Below are 22,207 nucleotides of genomic sequence, written 5' to 3' on the forward strand. Positions count from 1 at the left end.
CACCGAAATGAATTAGTCAGTTGTTTCTTTTTGTGATTCAGGAATTGAAGATTGTTGGATGTTTACTTTATGATCGTGCACATCGTCTTCATCCATATCTGACATTTCAATTTCTTTATCATTTTCATCCATGACTTTAACATCAAGACCTAAACTTTGTAATTCTTTCATCAATACGCGGAATGATTCCGGAACACTTGGTCTAGAGATGTTTTCACCTTTAACGATCGCTTCATAAGTTTTTACACGACCTACAGTGTCATCAGATTTATAAGTTAGGATTTCTTGCAATGTGTATGCAGCACCATAAGCTTCAAGTGCCCATACCTCCATCTCACCGAAACGTTGTCCACCGAATTGTGCTTTACCACCAAGTGGTTGTTGTGTAACAAGTGAGTATGGTCCAGTTGAACGCGCATGTAATTTGTCGTCAACCATGTGTGCAAGTTTCAACATGTACATTACACCAACAGAGATACGGTTATCGAATGGTTCACCTGTACGTCCATCATATAATACAGTTTTACCATCTCTTGCCATACCTGCTTCTTCGATTGTAGACCATACATCATCATCGTTGGCACCATCGAATACTGGTGAAGCTACATGGATTCCTAAGTTTTTAGCCGCCATACCTAAGTGTAATTCAAGTACTTGTCCGATGTTCATACGTGATGGTACACCTAGTGGGTTTAACATGATATCGATTGGTGTGCCGTCTGGTAAGTAAGGCATATCTTCTTCAGGAACAATCTTAGAGATAACCCCTTTGTTACCGTGACGACCGCACATTTTATCCCCAACGTGGATTTTACGTTTTTGAACGATGTAAACACGTACTAATTGGTTTACACCTGGAGATAATGAATCATCGCCATCTTCACGATTGAAGACTTTGACATCTAGTACGATACCGCCTGCACCATGTGGTACACGTAATGACGTATCACGAACTTCACGTGCTTTTTCACCGAAGATTGCGTGTAATAAACGTTCCTCAGCAGTTAATTCAGTTACACCTTTAGGTGTTACTTTACCAACTAAGATGTCGCCATCTTTCACTTCTGCACCTACATAAACGATACCGCGTTCATCTAAGTTTTTAAGTGCGCTTTCAGCAACGTTAGGAATGTCACGTGTAATTTCTTCAGGTCCAAGTTTTGTATCACGTGCTTCAGATTCATATTCTTCAATATGAATAGAAGTATAAACGTCATCTTTAACAAGACGTTCACTCATGATAACAGCATCCTCATAGTTATAACCGTCCCAAGTCATGAATCCGACTACTACGTTACGTCCAAGTGCCATCTCACCAAGTTCCATTGAAGGACCATCTGCTAAGATTTCACCTTGAGATACAACGTCGCCGACTTTAACAATTGGGCGTTGGTTGTAACAAGTACCTGAGTTAGAACGTTTGAATTTAGCTAATCTATACGCATCTACTTCGCCTTCGTATTCTTGACCATCTTCTTCAATAATACGACGTACTTTAATTTCATTAGATTCTACATGTTCTACACGACCAAAATGCTTGTTGATTACAGCAGCACCTGAGTCACGTGCAGCCACATGTTCCATACCTGTACCTACGAATGGAGATTCAGGGTTCATCAATGGTACTGCTTGACGTTGCATGTTCGCACCCATTAACGCACGGTTAGAGTCATCATTTTCTAAGAATGGGATACATGCTGTCGCTGCAGATACAACTTGTTTAGGAGAAACGTCCATATAGTCCATTTTCTCTCTATCCATAGTTGTGTTGTTACCACGGAAACGACAAACGATTTCTTCGTCTAAGAAACGACCTTCGTCATCTAAACGTGAGTTCGCTTGCGCAACAACATAGCTGTCTTCTTCGTCTGCAGTAAGGTAATCGATTTGATCTGTTACCGCATTTTTCTCATGGTCAACTTTACGATATGGTGTTTCAATGAAACCAAATTCATTAACACGCGCATAACTTGATAATGAGTTGATTAAACCGATGTTCGGACCCTCTGGTGTCTCGATTGGACACATACGGCCATAGTGAGAGTAATGCACGTCACGTACTTCCATTTGTGCACGTTCACGTGTTAAACCACCAGGTCCAAGTGCAGATAGACGACGTTTATGTGTCAACTCTGCTAATGGGTTCGCTTGGTCCATGAATTGTGATAATTGAGAGCTACCAAAGAATTCTTTGATAGATGCAATCACTGGACGAATGTTGATAAGTTGTTGTGGTGTAATAGAATCTGTATCTTGAATAGACATTCTTTCACGAACGACACGTTCCATTCTTGATAAACCGATTCTGAATTGGTTTTGAAGTAATTCGCCTACTGAACGTAAACGACGGTTACCTAAGTGGTCAATATCATCTGTTTGACCTACACCATACAATAAGTTGAAGAAGTAAGACATTGACGCAACAATGTCAGCTGGTGTAATACATTTCACTTCTGAATCAGGGAATGCATTACCGATAACTGTTGTTGTACGGCCTTCTTCATCATTTGGTACATAAATTTTAATTGATTGTGTTTCAACAGGTTCGTTTACGATGCTGTCATCTAACTCATCCACTTCGATGTTTGCGTTAGATTCTAAAACATCCATAATTTCGTCTAGTTTACGACGGTCTAAAACTGTGCCTTCTTCAGCAACAATTTCACCTGTTTCAGTATTAACAATCGGTTCAGCCAATTTTTGGTTGAATAAACGATGTTTCAAATGAAGTTTTTTGTTCATTTTATAGCGACCAACACTTGCTAAGTCATAACGTTTCGGATCGAAGAAACGAGAGTAAAGCAAGCTTTTCGCGTTTTCTACTGTAGGTGGTTCGCCAGGGCGTAAACGTTCATAAATTTCTAATAGTGCTTGATCTGTATTTTCAGTACCATCTTTTTCTAAAGTGTTACGTAGGTATTCGTTGTCACCTAATAAATCAATAATTGATTGATCAGTTGAATAACCTAAAGCACGTAATAATACAGTTAATGGTAATTTTCTTGTTCTATCGATACGAACATAAACGATGTCTTTCGCATCAGTTTCGAATTCTAACCAAGCACCACGGTTAGGAATTACTGTCGCATCATAGTTTTCACGACCATTTTTATCGATTTTTTCATTGAAGTATACGGATGGAGAACGAACTAATTGTGATACAATAACACGCTCAGCACCATTGATCATGAAAGTACCTGTATCAGTCATTAATGGGAAATCACCCATGAAGACTTCTTGGTCTTTCACTTCTCCTGTTTCTTTGTTAATAAGACGCACTTTGACACGAAGAGGTGCAGCATAAGTTGCGTCGCGGTTCTTAGATTCCTCTAAATCGTATTTCGGTTCACCCAATCTATAATCTACAAATTCTAAAGAAAGGTTGCCTGTGAAGTCTTCGATTGGAGAAATGTCACGGAACATTTCTAATAAGCCTTCTTTTAAGAACCATTCATAAGATTTAGTTTGAATTTCAATAAGGTTTGGTAATTCTAAAACCTCAGAAATTCTCGCGTAATTTCTACGTTTACGATGTCTTCCATATTGGACAAATTTACCTGCCAAACAGATTCACCCCTCAAAAATTGTTCGAATGTCTCTTACATATTAAAATAAACAAAACGGTAACAAGACAAAAAGAAAACGGCAGCACACCCGATGACACCATTTTCTATTCTGCGTTATTAAAGATTTACTTTGTTATTTTATACGTAAAAGTACACACTTCTTGAACATAAATTTTTACATTCTATAACTATATCAGAAATTAATATGGTTGTCAATGGTTAACGCTTGCTTTTCAAAATGTAATACCCTTTCTCTTTGGTTAGGGTTTCTACATTACCAAAAACAGCTTCCATTTTCTTTTTCGCCGAAGGCATACCTTGCTTTTTCTGAATTACAACGTATAATTCACCTTCAGCTCTCAACTTCTCATGTGCGTCTTCTAAAATGCCATGAACCACTGACTTCCCTGCCCTGATTGGCGGGTTCGTCACGATCATGTCACAAGAATTATCCGGAACTTCAGCTAAACCATCACTCTCTTTTACAGTGACATTTTCAATATGGTTTTTCTCACTATTTTCTTTTGCTAAATCTAGTGCTCGGTGGTTCACATCCAACATAATAACATGGTGATGCGGAGATACTTTCGCAATCATCAAACCAATCGGTCCATAACCGCAACCCACATCAACAATTGTCTTCTTAGGTCCTGGTGGATGTTCTTTTAAAAATGTACGAACTAATAAATCTGAGCCAAAGTCTATTTTTCCTTTAGAAAATACTCCTGCATCAGTCACTAGATTCAATTCATTTTGATGATAATGGTATTTAAATGTCTCTTTATGACTTTCAACTTTAGGATCTTTGTCATAATAATGACTCATGCTTACACCTCATTACTTTACATTAGAAGCTGTTCGAGTATACTCTTCCATTTCAACAAAGACAAGTCTACCCTTTACTTTAAGGATACACATTTCATCAGTCATTTGCTATAAATACCTTTCGTTCTATAATGAGTTGTACTCATTAGAAAAACCCCGTTAACTCAATAACGGGGTTTTCATTTCTCAAAGAATTCAGGCTGTGAAACTAAGTTTCACACATTAACAATGGTTATTAGCCTCGTTCTCTTTTCATTTAGTTATTGGCTGTGGCAATAGAATTATTTTAATTCTACAGTTGCGCCAACTTCTTCTAATGTTTCTTTAAGTTTTTCAGCTTCTTCTTTAGGTAAAGCTTCTTTGATTACTTTAGGAGCGTTGTCTACTAATTCTTTAGCGTCTTTCAATCCTAAACCAGTTGCGTCTTTAACAGCTTTAACAACTTTGATTTTAGATGAACCAGCTGAAGTTAACTCAACGTCAAATTCAGTTTTTTCTGCTGCTGCGTCTCCGCCGCCTGCTGCACCTGCTGCTGCTACTGGAGCTGCTGCAGTTACACCAAATTCTTCTTCGATTGCTTTTACTAAGTCATTTAATTCTAATACTGACATTTCTTTAATTGCTTCAATGATTTGTTCTTGATTAGCCATTATATATTTCCTCCATTTTTTAAATAATTAATTGTGTGTACTGATTATTCAGCACTTTCTTCTTCTTTAGATTCTCCAACTGCTTTAACCGCATAAGCGAAGTTGCGTACAGGAGCTTGTAATACAGAAAGTAACATAGAAACAAGACCGTCGTGTGATGGTAATGAACCAACAGTTTTAACTTCTTCTGCTGAGATAACGCTACCTTCCATTACGCCTGTTTTAATTTCTAAAGCTTCGTGATCTTTAGCAAATCCAGCGATAACTTTTGCAGGAGCAACTACATCATCAGTAGTTGTTGCAACAGCTGTTGGACCTGTTAAGAATTCGTCAAGACCTTCGATTCCCGCTTGTTCAGCAGCACGACGTAACATAGTGTTTTTGTAAACTTTGTACTCAACACCAGCTTCACGTAATTGTTTACGTAATTCTGTTACTTCTTCTACTGTTAAACCACGGTAATCTACGATTACTGTTGAAACAGAATTTTTAAGTTGATCAGCGATTTGTTCAACTAATTGTTTTTTCGCTTCAATAATTCCAGACATTTAGACACCTCCATACATATTTTGTTCGGTGCTTTTTTTGAGCTTTACCCAATAAAAAAAGCACTTTCACCCTACGGCAAAAAGTGCTTGAAAGTTTCATAGTTCACGTTCAAGTCAATTTTAGCCTCGGTAGGATCAAGTTTTAAGTTATCTCTAACTCCTACTGTCTTAGGTAAAATAATCACATTTATCAATATAACTGTTTCAATGTGATATGTCAATAAGTAATTTAAAAAAACTAGAGAAAATATTTTCAGCTGTCTCAGATATGAATCGATACGATTGGCACTTTGCAACTTTTACATTTTCTCTAGTTCTTAAATTTCATTTATATTATAGTTTGAAGTTTGAAGTATCTACTTTAACACCAGGACCCATTGTAGTTGAAACTGCAACAGACTTGAAGTAAGTACCTTTAGCTGAAGCTGGTTTAGCTTTTGCTAATACATCTTGGATAGTGTTGAAGTTATCAACTAAATCCTCAGTACTGAATGATACTTTACCGATTGAAGCGTGGACGATACCAGCTTTCTCAGCACGGTATTCTACTTTACCTGCTTTGATTTCTTCAACCGCTTTTTTAACATCCATAGTTACTGTGCCAGTTTTAGGGTTAGGCATTAAACCTTTAGGTCCTAATACACGACCTAATTTACCAACTTCGCCCATCATGTCCGGTGTAGCTACAACTACATCGAAGTCGAACCAGCCTTGTTGGATTTTGTTAGCGTATTCTGATTCGCCTACGTAATCAGCGCCAGCTGCTTCTGCTTCAGCAGCTTTGTCACCTTTCGCGAATACTAATACACGTTGTGTTTTACCAGTACCGTGTGGTAATACTACTGCACCACGGATTTGCTGGTCATTTTTACGAGTATCGATACCTAAACGGAATGCTACTTCTACAGAAGCGTCGAAGTTTGCAACGCTAGTTTCTTTAGCTAAGCTGATTGCTTCTTCAACAGCGTAATAAGTATTACGGTCAACTTTTTTAGCAGCATCTAGATACTTTTTACCTTTTTTAGCCATTTATATTTCCTCCTTTAGTGGTTTTAGCGGAATGTCCTCCCACATTACTTGCTTATGCAAGTTAAGAGCAGATGACCTTGTGAGCTGTTCGCAATTTTTATTCATTGGATTAACTTTACTGTCATCTGCCATGTTTGTTTCACGTTTCTGATTGTTATTCGTTTCGTTAGATGAGCAAACTCATCTTTACGCTATTATTCTACAGTAATACCCATACTACGAGCAGTACCTTCAACAATACGCATTGCTGCTTCGATGTCTGCTGCGTTTAAGTCAGGCATTTTAGTTTCAGCGATTTCACGTACTTGATCTTTAGTTACTGTAGCAACTTTGTTTTTGTTAGGTTCACCAGAACCTTTGTCAACGCCAGCTGCTTTTTTAAGTAGTACTGGAGCCGGTGGAGTTTTAGTGATGAATGTAAATGAGCGATCCTCATACACACTGATTTCTACCGGAATGATTAAACCTGCTTGTTCTTGTGTTCTCGCGTTGAATTCTTTACAGAATCCCATAATGTTCACACCTGCTTGACCTAATGCTGGACCAACTGGTGGTGCTGGGTTCGCTTTACCTGCAGGAATTTGCAATTTAACTACTTTTTCTACTTTTTTAGCCACGATGTGCACCTCCTTGATATCGTGATGTGGTCACAGGGCTCAATTTTGCCCTCCCACTCTTAAAACATTTCGTGACGAAATGGCCTCCTTCTTCCAAAGGACGACCATAGTATTATATCATTGAAAAATTGTAAAATCAACACCTATTCGAATTACAATTTTTCGATTTGATCAAACTCAACTTCAACCGGAGTTTCTCTGCCAAACATATCTACTAATACTGTAAGCTTGAATTTATCTGCTTCGATTTCTTGTACTTCACCGACTTGGTTGGCAAATGGGCCAGACTTGATACGAACTTGTTCTCCAACTTCGACTTCAACATCAATTGTTTTTTCTTTCATTCCCATTTGTTTTAAAATAAAGCGGACTTCATCCGGCAACAGCGGGTTAGGTTTTGATCCAGCACCTGCTGAACCGACAAATCCTGTTACACCTGGTGTATTACGTACTACATACCATGACTCATCTGTCATGACTAACTCTACCAAGACATAGCCAGGGAAAGTTTTTTTCGTGATTTTCTTCGCTTTACCGTCTTTAACTTGTGTTTCCTCTTCTTCAGGTATGACAACTCTGAAAATCTGTTCTGTCATATTCATTGATTCAACACGTTTTTCTAAATTTTTCTTAACTTTATTTTCATAGCCAGAGTAAGTATGCACGGCATACCAACGCTTTGCTCCAACTTCTTCAGACATGCTGTCACTCCTCATTAACTAATTAATTCTATTAATCTACCGATTCCCAAATCTAAGGCATAGAAGAAGATTAAGAAAAATAACACTGTAACAATTACAATTGTTGTGTATTTCACGAGTTCTTGACCAGTCGGCCAGCTCGTTTTCTCCATCTCAGATATAACGCCTTTGAAGAAACTCTCTTTTGGTGCTTTTGATTTTTTGTTTTTATCTTCAGCCATTGTCGTACCTCCAATTAATCAATAATTTCATCTTGGCCTTTAGCAATTACTTCGATTCCTTGTGTACTGTATGCGCATTGCACTTTTTGCAATACTTCTTCAACACGAGTCTTTCTGCAAGGTTGCTGTTCTTTGGTACGGTATAGTTTCTATTGCCGCAAATTTCACAGTTAAGCGGGACTTTCTTCATAATACCTTCACCTTACCTATATTAAATACTCACTAACTATACATAAGAAACCCTCAAATTGTCAAACGTCTAGTGAATTGTAAGTTGTATCTATAAGTGTAACGAAACGCAATTATGCATCCAATAATTCCTGCATTTTACGTAACTTCACTTTACTACGATGAAGAGCATTATAAACCGCCTTTTCACTTAAATCCATCGCTTGTGCTGTTTCACTTGGGGAATAATCATCCAATATATATTGTACTACTTCTCGCTCTAATTTGCTTAATTTCTTACAACAATTAAGCAGAATTTCCGAACGTTCTTTTAAAATGAGTTGTGCTTCGACAGATGGCAATTGCGCACGATAACTACACTCCGCTTCTTGAACAAGACAATCTTGTTGTAATCTCAGCCGCTTCTGTCTTCTGTAATAATCATATTTAGAAGTGCTGACTAAGCGATTGAAATAATGTTCAAACGGAATCGTTTCTATCGTTTTAAAATGATAAATATTTCTGCTGATTCTTAAGGAGATGTCTTGTATCAAGTCATCACAATCATGCGGTGCAATCGAAGGATGAATCAGCCGACTGCGTATAAACGGCTGCAACACTTCTAGTAATTGATGCATCGCGTGATCGTCATGCATTTGTGCAAGATGTATAAGAGAGACAATATCTTGAGGTATGGAAGTTTTCTGCATTACGGTAAGTTCGATCCTTTCATAAAAGTGAACTTATCATAGCGGAATGCTGATGAAATAAGCAATGTACAGAAATCTTATTTTTCTTGGTCGCCTCTTCTGATTTTTTCAAATTCTGATAATACTTCATCTGTGAGTTGGATACGTGTTCGAGGTTTATTATTATTGAACGTTTTCATTGATGACTCAACACTCGCTTCATTCAACTTAATGTTCTGCCACATTTCTCGAGACGAAATACGATAAGCACCCGTACCGAAGATGGCGTGCTGTTCACTCATATCGCTCGTAACAACAGCAATATGGGTTGTATGTTTGTCATATAACCCATATACAAATCGTTCTATAAAGCTGTCAGCTGTTTCATGTTCTTTTGTGAAAATCGTTCGTACCCCGTGGTAATAAAATTCACTTTCATTACCTTCTTGTTCATAAGCGTCAAACACACATATCACATCGTCTGCCACAGTTGCTTTATAGTTGCCGATAGCCAGCAACAACTTTTCTCTGGCTTCTTCTAAATTCTCTTTAGCCAATTCTGATAAAGCACGACTATGACCAATCATATTGTAACCATCGATGATTAAATACCGATCCTTGTGCTTCATAGCTTATTCTCCAACCGGGTGACGTTTTCGATAAATTTCATACATCATTAAGCTTGCGGCAACAGATGCATTCAAACTGTTAATATGACCGACCATAGGGATTTTAATATAAAAATCACACTTCTCTTTAACAAGTCGGCTCATACCATGTCCTTCGTTACCGATAACAATGGCAAGTGGCATATCTGCACTCATTTGACGGTAATCTGTTGCGTTATCAGCTGCAGTCCCTGCAATCCAATAACCTTCTTCTTTTAACTTATCCATCGTTTGAGATAAGTTTGTTACACGTGTTACCGGAATGTGTTGAATCGCACCTGCAGACGCTTTAGCAACTGTTTGTGTTAAAGCAACAGAACGACGTTTCGGTATAATGACACCATCTACACCTGCTGCATCCGCAGTTCTTAAAATGGAACCTAGGTTGTGCGGGTCTTCTAGACCATCCAGTAACATTAATGTTGGTAAATGATCTTGTGCTTTAAGTTTCGCAAGCAAATCATCTAGCTCTACATATTCATATGGCGCAACCAATGCTGCGACACCTTGGTGCGGTGCTTCAGCTAATCCGTCTAATTTCGTTTTTGGGACGGTCTGCACAATCAATTTTTGCTTTTTTGCATTTTTTAAGATTTCATCAAGTTGTTGCTTTTTCACGCCATCTTGAATCAGAATCTTGTTGATGGGATGCCCAGAAGTAATTGCTTCTTTCACGGCATGTCTCCCTACAATTACTGAATCTTCCACATCCTCACTCCCTTTCTTCGACTTCAGTCACAATACGCTCAAGCAATGATTCCAATCGGTCTGATTGATGATCTAAATATAAGAAACCAATCACCGCTTCCAAACCAGAGCTTTTACGATACGTCTGAATGTCAGTATTTTTCGCTTTTGTATGGCTTTTCGCATTACGTCCTCTGCGCACAATTTCTAATTCTTCTTCTGTAAGCCAATCCGACTGCATCAAACTTTCCAACGTAATAGCCTGGCTTTTTGCAGACACAAAACGTTTTGCTTGTTGATGCAGACGATTCGGTTTTGCACGCAATTTCAAAATGATATGCGTTCTGACATATTGATCTAAAACTGCATCCCCCATATATGCTAAAGATAATGGGTTCAGCAGTTTGATATTTTCTTGATTATCCACGTTTGAATCTCACGCCTTGCGGTGTATCTTCAAGGATAATATTTTGTGCTTTTAATTCATCACGGATTTCATCCGCACGTGCATAATCTTTATTTTTACGCGCTTGATTACGCTCTTCAATCAAGGCTTCAATGTCTTCATCTAACAATTCATCATGTTGTTTGCCTTTTAATGGAACTCCTAAAACGTCGCTGAAGATTTGGAATACTTCTTTAAAGCGTTCAATCACTTTTTTAGATGTTGTGTTTTCCATCACATATTTATTCGCAAGTTTCGCTAAATCATACCAAGTTGTAATCGCATTAGCAGTATTGAAGTCATCATCCATAACCGTTTCAAATTGTTTTAACAATGCATCAATTTGTTCAATATAATCTGATTGATCTTCGATATCTGAAGCAATCGCTTCTCTTTCTTCAATCGCTTGATAACTATTACGGATACGTTCTAAACCAGCTTTCGCAGATTCGACTAATTCCATGTTGTAGTTGATTGGACTGCGGTAGTGTACGCTGATCATAAAGAAACGTAATACATCAGGGTCTACTTCTTTAATAATGTCATGTACAAGTACGAAGTTACCTAATGACTTACTCATTTTTTCATTATTGATATTAATGAAACCATTATGCATCCAGTAATTCGCAAATGTCGCATGGTTATGCGCTTCTGATTGTGCAATTTCGTTTTCATGGTGTGGGAATTGTAAGTCACTGCCGCCTGCGTGGATATCAATCGTTTCACCTAATTCATGATATGCCATCACTGAGCACTCGATATGCCAGCCTGGACGTCCTTTGCCGAATGGGCTGTCCCAGCTGATTTCTCCAGGTTTCGCTTTTTTCCATAACGTGAAGTCTAATGCATCTTCTTTTTGTTCGCCTGATTCAATACGTGCACCGACTTTTAAATCATCAATAGATTGATGACTTAATTTACCATATCCTTCAAACTTGCGTGTTCTGAAATAAACATCGCCTTCACTTTCATAAGCATAACCTTGTTCTACCAGGTTTTGGATAAATGCGATGATATCATCCATATGGTTCATAACACGTGGATTAGATGTTGCTTTTTTGACATTCAACGCACCTGTATCTTCATAAAAAGCTTGAATGTAACGGTCAGCGATTTCTTGCACACTTTCATTCAACTCTTTTGAACGTTTGATTAATTTATCATCCACGTCCGTAAAGTTAGATACATAATTAACGTCATAACCTTTATATTCAAAATAACGACGTACAACATCATAGTTGATAGCTGGACGTGCATTACCGATATGAATATAGTTATAAACTGTTGGACCGCAGACATACATCTTAACCTTGCCTTCTTCTATCGGCTTAAACGGTTCTTTCTGTCTCGTCAATGTATTATATAATGTAATCATCTTGAATCTCTCCATTCTTCACTTGCTCTAGTTGCTTTTCTAATTGTTTCATTTGTTCGTAAATCGGGTCTGGTAAGTTGAGATGATCAAAGTTTTTACCGATACGTTTACCATGTTGTTTCACGATATGGCCAGGAATACCGACAACTGTGGAATAGCTTGGTACATTGGTTAATACAACTGAGTTCGCACCAATATTGACATTAGAGTCTACTTTGATATTTCCTAAAATCTTTGAACCTGCCGCAATTAAGACATTATCGCCAATGTCAGGGTGACGTTTACCTTTTTCTTTGCCAGTACCGCCAAGTGTGACACCTTGATAAATTGTAACGTTATCGCCAATCGTACAAGTTTCACCAATGACCACACCCATGCCGTGATCGATAAATAAACGTTTGCCGATTTTAGCACCTGGATGAATTTCAATACCAGTGAAAAAGCGTGATATTTGCGAAATAATACGTGCAGCCACGTAGTGCTTTTTATTATAAAGTTTATGTGCAAGCAAGTGATTCCATACTGCATGCAATCCTGCATACGTTGTTACTACCTCAAATGATGTCTTAGCTGCAGGATCTTGTTCGAATACCATTTTTATATCGTCTCTCATTCTTTTAAACAAGTTATTCCCCTCCTATTTATAACGAAAGCACCTCTAACAACTTAATGTCAGAGGTGCTTCGCACGGTTCCACTCTTCTTCAGCATACAAAAAACTATTTTTATATACTCTCTCAAATCCCGTATTTATCATTGTCTGAACCAAGGTGCATTCAATAATGTTCAAGATGTGCTCGCAGCAACCGCACACTCTCTGGACTTGAACCATTATCTACTAATCCTTAGTAGTAATTACTTTTAATAATAGGTGGTTTATGCTGAAAATTCAAGCAAGGTTACCCACTAAAATTATAGATATTTTTTCAAACGTTTTAATACCTTTTCTTTACCTAATACTTCCATTGTATTCGGTAATTCCGGTCCATGCATTTCGCCTGTTACCGCAACACGAATCGGCATAAATAATTGTTTACCTTTGATACCTGTTTCTTTTTGTACAGCTTTAATTGTTTTCTTAATTTCAGCCGCTTCAAATGGCTCTAATTCTTCTAGTTTGCCATATAAGTGTTCCATTAATTCTGGTACTTGTTCCCCATTGATGACTTCTTGTTCTTCTTCATTTAATGCAACTTCATCTCTGAAGAAAATTTCAGAAAGCGGTACGATTTCACCGGCATAACTCATTTCTTTTTGGTATAAACCAATTAACTTGCGACCCCAATCTAAATCTTCTTCTGAAGGTGATTCTGGAATCAACCCTGCATTGATTAAGTGAGGTAACGCTAATTCAAAGACAGTTTCTGAGTCTTTTTGTTTCATATATTGGTTGTTTACCCAAGCTAGTTTTTTCTTATCGAAGAATGCTGGTGATTTTTGTAAACGATTTTCATCGAATAATTTAATGAATTCTTCTTTAGAGAAGATTTCTTCTTCACCTTCTGGTGACCAACCAAGTAATGTGATGAAGTTGAACAATGCTTCTGGCAAGTAACCTAAGTCACGGTATTGCTCGATGAATTGTAAGATTTGGCCATCACGTTTACTTAATTTTTTACGTTGTTCGTTGACAATCAATGAAATATGTCCGAAACGTGGAGGTTCCCAACCGAATGCTTCATAAATCATTAATTGTTTTGGTGTATTTGATACATGGTCATCACCACGGATAACATCTGAGATTTCCATATAATGGTCATCTGCAGCTACCGCAAAGTTATAAGTCGGTACACCGTCTTTTTTCACAATAACCCAGTCGCCGATGTTATCAGATTCGAATGACACTTCACCTTTAACCATGTCATCAAATTTATACACTTTGCCTTTAGGCACACGGAAACGAATTGAAGGTTTGCGTCCTTCTGCTTCAAACGCTTCTTGTTCTTCTTTTGTTAAATGTGCGTGTTTACCACCATAACGAGGTGTTTCACCACGTGCGATTTGACCTTCACGTTCTGCTTCTAATTCTTCTTCAGTCATGTAACATTTATACGCTTTATCTTCTGCTAATAATTGTTCTACTAAAGGATCATAGAATTTACCACGTTCAGATTGACGATACGGACCATAACCTCCGTCTTTATCTACAGATTCATCCCAATCAAGACCTAACCATTTCAGGTTGCTGAATTGAGAAGATTCGCCGTCTTCTAAGTTACGTTTCTTATCCGTATCCTCAATACGTACGACAAAGTCCCCATCATAGTGTTTAGCAAATAAATAGTTGAATAGTGCTGTTCTAGCGTTTCCGATATGCAAATAACCAGTCGGACTTGGTGCATATCTGACTCTTACGCGTTCACTCATTATTTCGTTCACTCCTGTATTTTTAGATTATTGATTAAAGAAAGTTCGAGAACTCAACTATCTCTAATAATTCAGAGACAGTGATACTTCAGAATGTGCTTGATTATTCATGATAAACCAAGGTCAAAAGCAGTGATAAGACCTATCTGTTTGACTGACATAAATAGCCAGGCAGTTCTGTACCCATTCTTACTTATTGTAGCATTACAAGCCTTATTTGGTAAGCCCATTTGCTTACACGAATCAACTCTGTTTACCCTTCTGTTCCATGTGAAACAAGGGATGCTCACTGTTGAATTAATTTCGCAAAGACAATTCGTCCAGATGATGTTTGTAAAATACTAGTAATTTCAATTTTGACATGTTGGCCAACTAAGGATTTCGCATCATCAATGACTACCATAGTGCCATCTTCTAAATAGCCGACACCTTGTCCAGGTTCTTTACCCATCTTAGTAATTAATAAATTCATATGGTCGCCTTGGCGCACAGCTGGTTTTACCGCTTCAGACAAATCATTCACATTCAACACTTTAATACCTTGTACACGTGAAATCTTATTCAAGTTGAAATCGGTCGTAATTAAATCAGCTTTATATTTATGCGCAAGTTTAATCAATAGCGCATCGATATGATTATAAGACTTCTGCGGATGGACAATGCGAGAAGGATGGTCTGCATCATGAATTTGGTTTAAAATATCCAAGCCGCGTTGTCCTTTTTCTCTTTTCACACTATCTGTCGAGTCTGCGACCACTTGCAGTTCATTGATTACACCTTGTGGAATCAAAATCTCTCCATCTAGAAAGCCGCATTTGATTATCTCTAAAATCCGACCGTCAATGACTGCGCTCGTATCTAAAATTTTAGGGTTCGCACGTAAAGCATTCGTTGAGGCAGAACGTGCCATTTTCTCTGGTAAGAAAGCCAACATCTCATCACGTTTCTTCAAACCAAATTGAAAACCTAAATAACTTAAGAATACTGTAATGATAATAGGAAGAACATGAAGGAATAAAGATGATCCGATAATATTTAAAATAAATGCGATCATTACAGAAATAAAAAGTCCCATAATTAAACCTATGGCTGCAAAGAGGATTTCAATTGCGCTGTGTCGCATAATAAAACCTTCTAATTTACGCAAAGCTCTGGTGATTTTAGGAATCAACAAACCAAATAAAACAAAGAATATAATCATACCAATGATGCCAGCAATATATTTATTAGTCAGCCATACATAAGTATCTGAAAAACCTGTATCGCGCGCAATATCAGGTATGATTAATATCCCCAAACTGATACCTAAAATCATATAACTGATGATGACAATTGTCTTTACAATATTCATCTGATAGCCTCCTTTCTCTCTGTGGTATCAGCTTTTCATCAATGCAAAGTTCAGTGCTTCATGCACACTGGTTACACCGATAACTTGAATATTATCTGGGAAGTCCCAACCTCCTATATTGGTTTTAGGAATAATCACACGTTTGAAACCTAATTTCGCTGCTTCTTGAACACGTTGTTCAATACGTGAGACACGTCGTACTTCTCCTGTCAGACCTACTTCACCGACGAAACAATCCATGCCGTTGATAGGTTGGTCTTTAAAACTAGAAGCAACCGCTGCGATAATTGCTAAATCAACAGCTGGTTCTGTTAAACGCACGCCGCCTGCAACTTTGACATAAGCATCTTGTTGCTGTAGCAAGTAACTTTCTTTCTTCTCTAACACTGCCATTAATAAATTTAAACGGTTATGATCGATACCAGTCGCCATACGTCTTGGGTTATTAAATGTTGTCGGTGTCACTAATGCTTGCACTTCAATTAATAAAGGACGTGTACCTTCCATTGTCGGAACAATTGTAGAGCCAGCTACATTCGTTGAACGTTCTTCTAAGAACATCTCTGAAGGGTTCTTAACTCCTTTCAAACCGCTATGTTTCATTTCGAAGATTCCCATTTCATTCGTTGAACCGAAACGGTTCTTCACTGCACGCAGAATTCTATATGCATGGTGTTCGTCCCCTTCGAAATATAGTACCGTATCTACCATATGTTCTAATAAACGTGGACCTGCAATTTGTCCTTCTTTCGTCACGTGACCGACGATAAAGGTTGCGATATTCATTTGTTTCGCAATCCCCATCAGAATTTGCGTACTTTCTCGTACTTGTGAGACAGAACCAGGCGCTGAACTGATTTCCGGATGATACACTGTTTGAATCGAGTCTACTACCACTAAGTCTGGTTGTGTTTGTTTAACAGCTTCTTTAATAACTTCTAAATCTGTTTCCGCAAACACGTTTAATTGACTTGAATCTTCTTCTAAACGATCTGCTCGCAACTTCGTTTGATTCAGCGATTCCTCACCTGTAATATAAAGTACTTTTTTATTTTGAGATAACGCAGAACAAATTTGAAGTAATAATGTCGATTTACCAATACCAGGGTCCCCACCGATTAACACGAGCGAACCTTGGACAATACCGCCACCTAAGACACGATCAAATTCTCTCGAACTTGTATGGATACGCGGTGTAGATTCATGTTGGACATCATTTAACTTTGTTACTTTAGCTGTTTGTTCTCTTGTACGCATCCCTCTACCACTTGGAGCTTCTTTTTGCGTCATAACTTCTTCCATTTGGTTCCAAGCACCACAATTCGGACATTTTCCTATCCATTTCGGTGATTGATAACCACATGCCATACATTCAAATGTCACTTTCTTTTTTGCCAAATTTACACCACCTATTTTTTCGTGAAAAACAAATCTATTTTACACCCTCTAGGGTTTAAAAGCTATCATTGATTATTTCTTATTCTAAACCTGAAAACACATTTCATACAATCATCTGACTCTCATCTTTAACCACATCATACCAAATTTCTTTAAAACTACATATTATATTCTCTTTAAACTATCAAAATCACAATATATAAAAAGACTCCTTTTAAGCAGCCATGTTATAAATACTGCTTAAAAAGGAGTCTTGATCTATTTATCTGGTTTAACCATTACGTTTATTACGCTTTTGTTTTTGTTTCTTCAGTTTCTTTTGTTTGGCGATCATTGATTTTGTATTCATATTTGTCGCCATTGTGATCCACAACTACGTCTTTACCTTCTAATTGGTTACCGTCTAGGATTAACTCACTTAAGTTATCCTCAACTGTTTTTTGAATTGCTCTGATAAGTGGACGTGCACCATATTGAGGATCGTAACCTTCTTCTGCGATTTTTTCTTTCGCAGCTTCTGTCACTTCGATATTAATATCTTGTTCAGATAGACGTTCAGTAAGGTTGCTGACCATTTTTGTTACGATTTCTTTCAATTCAGCTTTATCCAATTTGTGGAAGACAATAATATCATCAACACGGTTTAAGAATTCAGGACGGAATACATTTTTCAATTCTTTCATCATTGTACTGCGAATTGTTTCGTAATCTGCACCTTCGTCGCTGCCGCCGCCGAAACCAGCAAAGCGTTGATCTTGTAATTCTTGTGCACCGACGTTTGAAGTCATGATAATGACTGTGTTACGGAAGTCTACACGACGACCTTTTGTATCAGTTAAGAAACCATCATCTAAGACTTGCAACATAATGTTGAAGACATCAGGATGTGCTTTTTCTACTTCGTCGAATAGAATAACTGAGTAAGGTTTACGTCTTACTTTTTCAGTCAATTGACCACCGTCATCATGACCTACATAGCCTGGAGGCGCTCCGACTAAACGGCTCACTGCGTGTTTTTCCATGAACTCACTCATGTCTACACGAATCATCGCATCTTCATCGCCGAACATTGATTCAGCTAATGCGCGTGCTAATTCTGTTTTACCTACACCTGTTGGTCCTAAGAAGATAAAGCTTCCGATTGGACGTTTAGGATCTTTCAAGCCTGCACGTGCACGGCGTACTGCTTTACTGATAGATGTCACAGCATCTTTTTGACCGATGACACGTTTATGCAATGTGCCTTCTAAGTTCAACAGACGTTCTGATTCTGTTTCATTTAAGCGTGTTAATGGAATACCTGTCCAGCCTGCAATCACTTCAGCAATATCATTTTCTGTTAATGATGTGTTTGCGCCGCCTTGTTTGTTTTTCCATTCATTTTTCGCTTCTTCATATTGTTTTTCTAATTTTGTTTGTTTATCACGAAGGTTTGCAGCATTTTCGAACTCTTGTGAATGTACAGCTGCATCTTTTTCGTTTTTCACTTTTTCGATTTCTTGTTCAATTTCTTTTAAGTTTGAAGGAGTCGTATGACTTTTCAATCTTACTTTTGAACTTGCTTCATCGATTAAGTCGATTGCTTTGTCTGGTAAGAAACGATCTGAAACATAACGGTCACTTAAACGTGCTGCTGCTTCAACCGCTTCATCAGAAATATTGATACGGTGATGCGCTTCATAACGATCACGTAATCCTTTTAGGATTAAGATTGTATCTTCAACTGTCGGTTCATCCACTTGTACAGGTTGGAAACGACGTTCTAAAGCTGCATCTTTTTCAATGTGTTTACGGTATTCATCTAACGTTGTTGCACCGATAGCTTGTAATTCACCACGTGCAAGTGCTGGTTTTAAGATGTTAGATGCGTCAATGGCACCTTCAGCACCGCCTGCACCGATTAATGTGTGCAATTCGTCGATGAATAAGATAACGTTACCTGCTTGATGAATTTCTTCCATAACTTTTTTCAGTCTTTCTTCGAATTCACCACGGTATTTTGTACCGGCAACAACTGTACCCATGTCTAGAGACATCACACGTTTACCTTTTAATGTCTCAGGCACTTCATTATTTACAATAGCTTGTGCTAAGCCTTCAGCAATTGCTGTTTTACCTACACCAGGCTCACCGATTAACACTGGGTTGTTTTTAGTACGACGGCTTAATACTTCGATGACACGTGTGATTTCTTTATCACGGCCGACAACAGGATCTAATGTGCCGTCTTTAGCAATCACTGTTAAGTCACGTGCTAAACCATCAAGTGTCGGTGTGTTGTTAGATTTTGCAGTTTGTGCATTTTTATTGCTCATTTCTGGACTGCCAAGTGCTTTGACAACTTGAGCACGCGCTTTAGTGATATTTAAATCCAAGTTTGCGAATACACGTGCAGCTACACCTTCGTTTTCACGGATTAAACCAAGTAAAATGTGTTCTGTACCTACGAAATTATGGTGTAATTTACGTGCTTCATCCATTGAAAGTTCAATCACTTTTTTCGCTCTCGGTGTATAGTGCAATGTGCCGATGTGTTCTTGACCTTGACCAATTAATTTTTCTACTTCTGTAACAACAAGGTCTTCTGTGATACCGAAACTTTCTAATACTTTTGCGGCAATACCCTCTGGTTCTTTCATTAAACCAAGCAATAAGTGTTCAGTTCCGATATTTGAGTGATTCAAACGAATCGCTTCTTCTTGTGCATGTGCTAAGACACGTTGTGCACGTTCTGTTAATCTACCGAATAACATAGCAAAACCTCCTATTTTATATGTTCTCTAATAATATTTGCTCTTTGTTCTTTAATTGAAATTTGTTGTGCTTCGTCAATCAAGAATGGGGATTGAATCGCTACCATCATTTGATTGAAGTTGAATTCTGGTAAATCAATATAACCTAAATCAATACCTAACTTGACCTCACTGAGTCTCGTCGATGCTTCTTCCATAGACATTATGCGACTGTAGCGCAATAAACCAAGTGAGCGATAAATGCGGTCTTGCATCTCAACTAAGTTATGATAATCCAGTTGTTTGCGAATCTGCATTTCCTCCGCAATAATTTGTTGGACGATTTCAGTTAACGTTTCAATAATTTGTTCCTCAGTTCTTCCCAAGGTTAATTGGTTTGAAACTTGATAGATGTGACCATAAACTTGAGAACCTTCTCCGAAAATACCGCGAATCGTAAAGCCGAAACGGTTAATAGTTTGAGCAATGCGATTCATACGCTTCATGATAGAAAGTCCTGGAAGGTGCAGCATCACGCTTGCACGCATTCCTGTACCAATATTCGTTGGACACGTTGTTAAATAACCTAAATCTTCATCAAAACTGATATCAAGTGCTCTATCTAATTGGTCATCTATTTCTGAAGCTTCTTGATAAAGTGCTTCTAAATCCATATCTGAACTCATGGTTTGAATTCTAATATGATCCTCTTCATTTACCATTATGCTTAATGATTCATCATCATTCAACAATACCGCTGAAGCCGGCTGTTCAATCAGTTCTTTACTGATCAGATGCTTCGCTACTAATTTTAATTTATCTGTATGCGTGATGGTCTGCATATTTAATACTTTTAAATCAGGCAGTGCATCTTGGACTTCATTAATGACTTTTTGTCCTTCTACATCTGAAGTAAACATTAAGGGATGAACATGATTGTTCAAGTTTCTCGCAAGTCGTATACGTGAAGACATCACGACCGGCGTTGTTTCATTCTGCTGCATCCAACTACTCATGTACATTGAATGTTCGCTCATGTGTTATCCCTCGCTTTCTTCTTGTAGTGCTTTAATTTCATCACGAACGACAGCCGCTTCTTCAAACGCTTGTTGTTCTATTAATTCTTGTAAATATTTATTTTTAGCTTCTATTTTTTTCTTTAATGCAAGTTTGTGCTGAGAGGAGACAGGCGTTTTACCGACATGTTCAAATTGTCCGCCTTGTACACGTCTGACAATATCTACAATATCCTCTTTAAAGGTAGTGTAACATTGTGCACACCCAAACTTCCCTTTATACGCAATATCTTTCATTGTCATATGGCAAGTAGGACACTTCTTCTCTTCTCTGACGCTTAAGTCTTCTAATTGAATACCATGCTTAGACGCCAAATGTTGAAGTATTTGTTTTATAACAAAAGAGCCTTCCATGTCATCTTGATTGTTCTGCCATGTAGGTTCCTCTTCATTACTTTGTGCTTTAATTCTATTGTGTTCTTGTGACTTAAGTGCATTTGTTTTTGTTCCATATGCAAATGTGTCAGCCATGTGCAGCCTCCTAACTATTAATAGTAATTAATGACCGGCAATAGCTGTTTCAATATGTTTGCGCGGACAATGTCCCTTGCAGCAACATCCATTCTTAACGTATCTCTATCTACCACTGCAAGCATCATTTTCGCTTCGCGTAATGTTATATATTGATTATCAAGCAATCCTTCGATCACATAATGTGCTTGTTGTTGAGAGATTGAATCGCCGATGATTTGTAAGAGGTGATCAATATAACCTTTCGTATCCTTGGTTTCAACCTTAGTGATTCGGATATAACCTCCACCACCGCGTTTACTTTCGATTTCATAACCGTGTTCATTGGTGAATCTTGTCTTAATTACATAATTAAGTTGAGAAGGCACACAGTCAAAACGTTGAGCAATATTCGCTCGTTGTATCTCAACAACATCTTTATTTGATTCTTCAAATAAATGCTTAATGTACTGTTCTATGATGTCGGACATATTATGCATGGATATCACCCCTTTTTTGACCTTCTTTGACTATATTATATGACCAACTTTGACCTTTTTCAACCAATATGATTTAAAAAATTTGCGACATCGTCAAAAATAGGATGTTCGAAAGCGCTTTTTTCCTGTATGATATTGGATGAAA

21 protein-coding genes, 1 pseudogene and 1 other annotated feature are annotated in these 22,207 nt (G+C 37.8%); all 22 genes and pseudogenes read right to left on the bottom strand.

The features are described 5' to 3' along the window. Window positions 1–12: 12 nt before the first annotated feature. On the bottom strand, window positions 13–3,564 hold the full coding sequence (rpoB, locus tag HMPREF2603_RS04165; protein WP_060803751.1) for a DNA-directed RNA polymerase subunit beta: 3,552 nt from the start codon (window positions 3,562–3,564) through the stop codon (window positions 13–15). A 221-nt stretch (window positions 3,565–3,785) separates the two neighbouring features. Next, on the bottom strand, window positions 3,786–4,391 hold the full coding sequence (locus tag HMPREF2603_RS04170) for a class I SAM-dependent methyltransferase (RefSeq protein ID WP_002481330.1): 606 nt from the start codon (window positions 4,389–4,391) through the stop codon (window positions 3,786–3,788). A gap of 281 nt (window positions 4,392–4,672) precedes the next feature. Next, window positions 4,673–5,041: a 50S ribosomal protein L7/L12 gene (rplL, locus tag HMPREF2603_RS04175; RefSeq protein WP_002481329.1), complete on the bottom strand. Its 369-nt coding sequence runs from the start codon at window positions 5,039–5,041 to the stop codon at window positions 4,673–4,675. A gap of 44 nt (window positions 5,042–5,085) precedes the next feature. Beyond that, window positions 5,086–5,589, bottom strand: coding sequence for a 50S ribosomal protein L10 (rplJ, locus tag HMPREF2603_RS04180; RefSeq protein ID WP_002481328.1), 504 nt, complete (start codon window positions 5,587–5,589; stop codon window positions 5,086–5,088). 45 nt (window positions 5,590–5,634) lie between these two features. Then, window positions 5,635–5,780 (bottom strand) — a sequence feature (ribosomal protein L10 leader region). 142 nt (window positions 5,781–5,922) lie between these two features. Further along, the gene (gene rplA, locus HMPREF2603_RS04185) at window positions 5,923–6,618 is read right to left on the bottom strand and encodes a 50S ribosomal protein L1 (RefSeq protein WP_002481327.1); all 696 of its coding nucleotides are present in this window, start codon (window positions 6,616–6,618) and stop codon (window positions 5,923–5,925) included. 194 nt (window positions 6,619–6,812) lie between these two features. Further along, window positions 6,813–7,235, bottom strand: a complete 423-nt coding sequence (gene rplK, locus HMPREF2603_RS04190) for a 50S ribosomal protein L11 (protein WP_002481326.1) — start codon at window positions 7,233–7,235, stop codon at window positions 6,813–6,815. 152 nt (window positions 7,236–7,387) lie between these two features. Continuing rightward, window positions 7,388–7,936, bottom strand: a complete 549-nt coding sequence (gene nusG, locus HMPREF2603_RS04195; RefSeq protein ID WP_002481325.1) for a transcription termination/antitermination protein NusG — start codon at window positions 7,934–7,936, stop codon at window positions 7,388–7,390. 14 nt (window positions 7,937–7,950) lie between these two features. After that, window positions 7,951–8,157: a preprotein translocase subunit SecE gene (gene secE / locus HMPREF2603_RS04200; RefSeq protein WP_023016303.1), complete on the bottom strand. Its 207-nt coding sequence runs from the start codon at window positions 8,155–8,157 to the stop codon at window positions 7,951–7,953. A gap of 46 nt (window positions 8,158–8,203) precedes the next feature. Beyond that, complete coding sequence (gene rpmG, locus HMPREF2603_RS12980; protein WP_081600403.1) at window positions 8,204–8,347, bottom strand: 50S ribosomal protein L33; 144 nt, start codon at window positions 8,345–8,347, stop codon at window positions 8,204–8,206. A gap of 112 nt (window positions 8,348–8,459) precedes the next feature. After that, on the bottom strand, window positions 8,460–8,981 hold the full coding sequence (locus HMPREF2603_RS04205; RefSeq protein ID WP_261676366.1) for a sigma-70 family RNA polymerase sigma factor: 522 nt from the start codon (window positions 8,979–8,981) through the stop codon (window positions 8,460–8,462). Between the two features lie 131 nt (window positions 8,982–9,112). Next, a complete protein-coding gene (locus tag HMPREF2603_RS04210) occupies window positions 9,113–9,643 on the bottom strand; it encodes an NYN domain-containing protein (protein WP_002481322.1) in 531 nt (176 codons plus the stop codon). A gap of 3 nt (window positions 9,644–9,646) precedes the next feature. After that, window positions 9,647–10,390 (bottom strand): 23S rRNA (guanosine(2251)-2'-O)-methyltransferase RlmB, encoded by a 744-nt coding sequence (rlmB, locus tag HMPREF2603_RS04215; protein ID WP_002481321.1) that lies wholly within the window; start codon window positions 10,388–10,390, stop codon window positions 9,647–9,649. A gap of 4 nt (window positions 10,391–10,394) precedes the next feature. After that, window positions 10,395–10,796 carry a Mini-ribonuclease 3 gene (locus HMPREF2603_RS04220; protein ID WP_060803753.1) on the bottom strand — a complete coding sequence of 134 codons (402 nt, stop codon included), beginning with the start codon at window positions 10,794–10,796 and terminating at the stop codon, window positions 10,395–10,397. Further along, window positions 10,789–12,189, bottom strand: a complete 1,401-nt coding sequence (gene cysS / locus HMPREF2603_RS04225; protein ID WP_002481319.1) for a cysteine--tRNA ligase — start codon at window positions 12,187–12,189, stop codon at window positions 10,789–10,791. Before cysS ends, HMPREF2603_RS04220 begins: the two co-directional genes overlap by 8 nt. Next, window positions 12,173–12,802, bottom strand: coding sequence for a serine O-acetyltransferase (gene cysE / locus HMPREF2603_RS04230; RefSeq protein ID WP_172954255.1), 630 nt, complete (start codon window positions 12,800–12,802; stop codon window positions 12,173–12,175). The genes cysS and cysE overlap by 17 nt, the downstream gene beginning before the upstream one ends. A 298-nt stretch (window positions 12,803–13,100) precedes the next feature. Then, window positions 13,101–14,555: a glutamate--tRNA ligase gene (gene gltX, locus HMPREF2603_RS04235; protein ID WP_002481317.1), complete on the bottom strand. Its 1,455-nt coding sequence runs from the start codon at window positions 14,553–14,555 to the stop codon at window positions 13,101–13,103. 286 nt (window positions 14,556–14,841) lie between these two features. After that, complete coding sequence (locus HMPREF2603_RS04240; RefSeq protein ID WP_060803754.1) at window positions 14,842–15,906, bottom strand: PIN/TRAM domain-containing protein; 1,065 nt, start codon at window positions 15,904–15,906, stop codon at window positions 14,842–14,844. 27 nt (window positions 15,907–15,933) lie between these two features. Beyond that, a complete protein-coding gene (gene radA, locus HMPREF2603_RS04245) occupies window positions 15,934–17,304 on the bottom strand; it encodes a DNA repair protein RadA (RefSeq protein WP_070501943.1) in 1,371 nt (456 codons plus the stop codon). A gap of 287 nt (window positions 17,305–17,591) precedes the next feature. After that, window positions 17,592–20,057 (bottom strand): ATP-dependent Clp protease ATP-binding subunit, encoded by a 2,466-nt coding sequence (locus HMPREF2603_RS04250; RefSeq protein WP_070501945.1) that lies wholly within the window; start codon window positions 20,055–20,057, stop codon window positions 17,592–17,594. Between the two features lie 11 nt (window positions 20,058–20,068). Beyond that, window positions 20,069–21,073, bottom strand: coding sequence for a protein arginine kinase (locus tag HMPREF2603_RS04255; RefSeq protein ID WP_002481313.1), 1,005 nt, complete (start codon window positions 21,071–21,073; stop codon window positions 20,069–20,071). A gap of 3 nt (window positions 21,074–21,076) precedes the next feature. Continuing rightward, window positions 21,077–21,481 (bottom strand): annotated as a pseudogene (locus tag HMPREF2603_RS04260) (UvrB/UvrC motif-containing protein); the annotation flags it as partial. A gap of 119 nt (window positions 21,482–21,600) precedes the next feature. Beyond that, window positions 21,601–22,062, bottom strand: coding sequence for a CtsR family transcriptional regulator (locus HMPREF2603_RS04265; protein ID WP_023016300.1), 462 nt, complete (start codon window positions 22,060–22,062; stop codon window positions 21,601–21,603). Between the last annotated feature and the right edge of the window lie 145 nt (window positions 22,063–22,207).

Origin of the sequence: Staphylococcus sp. HMSC055C03, from assembly GCF_001809385.1 — a bacterium.
Classification (GTDB): Bacteria; Bacillota; Bacilli; order Staphylococcales; family Staphylococcaceae; genus Staphylococcus; species Staphylococcus simulans.

Bases quoted from the DNA above. Each gene is read 5' to 3' on its own strand.
- HMPREF2603_RS04170 (WP_002481330.1), bottom strand. From the start codon at position 4,391: ATGAGTCATTATTATGACAAAGATCCTAAAGTTGAAAGTCATAAAGAG.
- rplL (WP_002481329.1), bottom strand. From the start codon at position 5,041: ATGGCTAATCAAGAACAAATCATTGAAGCAATTAAAGAAATGTCAGTA.
- rplJ (WP_002481328.1), bottom strand. From the start codon at position 5,589: ATGTCTGGAATTATTGAAGCGAAAAAACAATTAGTTGAACAAATCGCT.
- rplA (WP_002481327.1), bottom strand. From the start codon at position 6,618: ATGGCTAAAAAAGGTAAAAAGTATCTAGATGCTGCTAAAAAAGTTGAC.
- nusG (WP_002481325.1), bottom strand. From the start codon at position 7,936: ATGTCTGAAGAAGTTGGAGCAAAGCGTTGGTATGCCGTGCATACTTAC.
- secE (WP_023016303.1), bottom strand. From the start codon at position 8,157: ATGGCTGAAGATAAAAACAAAAAATCAAAAGCACCAAAAGAGAGTTTC.
- rpmG (WP_081600403.1), bottom strand. From the start codon at position 8,347: ATGAAGAAAGTCCCGCTTAACTGTGAAATTTGCGGCAATAGAAACTAT.
- HMPREF2603_RS04205 (WP_261676366.1), bottom strand. From the start codon at position 8,981: ATGCATGACGATCACGCGATGCATCAATTACTAGAAGTGTTGCAGCCG.
- HMPREF2603_RS04210 (WP_002481322.1), bottom strand. From the start codon at position 9,643: ATGAAGCACAAGGATCGGTATTTAATCATCGATGGTTACAATATGATT.
- cysS (WP_002481319.1), bottom strand. From the start codon at position 12,189: ATGATTACATTATATAATACATTGACGAGACAGAAAGAACCGTTTAAG.
- cysE (WP_172954255.1), bottom strand. From the start codon at position 12,802: ATGAGAGACGATATAAAAATGGTATTCGAACAAGATCCTGCAGCTAAG.
- gltX (WP_002481317.1), bottom strand. From the start codon at position 14,555: ATGAGTGAACGCGTAAGAGTCAGATATGCACCAAGTCCGACTGGTTAT.
- HMPREF2603_RS04240 (WP_060803754.1), bottom strand. From the start codon at position 15,906: ATGAATATTGTAAAGACAATTGTCATCATCAGTTATATGATTTTAGGT.
- HMPREF2603_RS04250 (WP_070501945.1), bottom strand. From the start codon at position 20,057: ATGTTATTCGGTAGATTAACAGAACGTGCACAACGTGTCTTAGCACAT.
- HMPREF2603_RS04255 (WP_002481313.1), bottom strand. From the start codon at position 21,073: ATGAGCGAACATTCAATGTACATGAGTAGTTGGATGCAGCAGAATGAA.
- HMPREF2603_RS04265 (WP_023016300.1), bottom strand. From the start codon at position 22,062: ATGCATAATATGTCCGACATCATAGAACAGTACATTAAGCATTTATTT.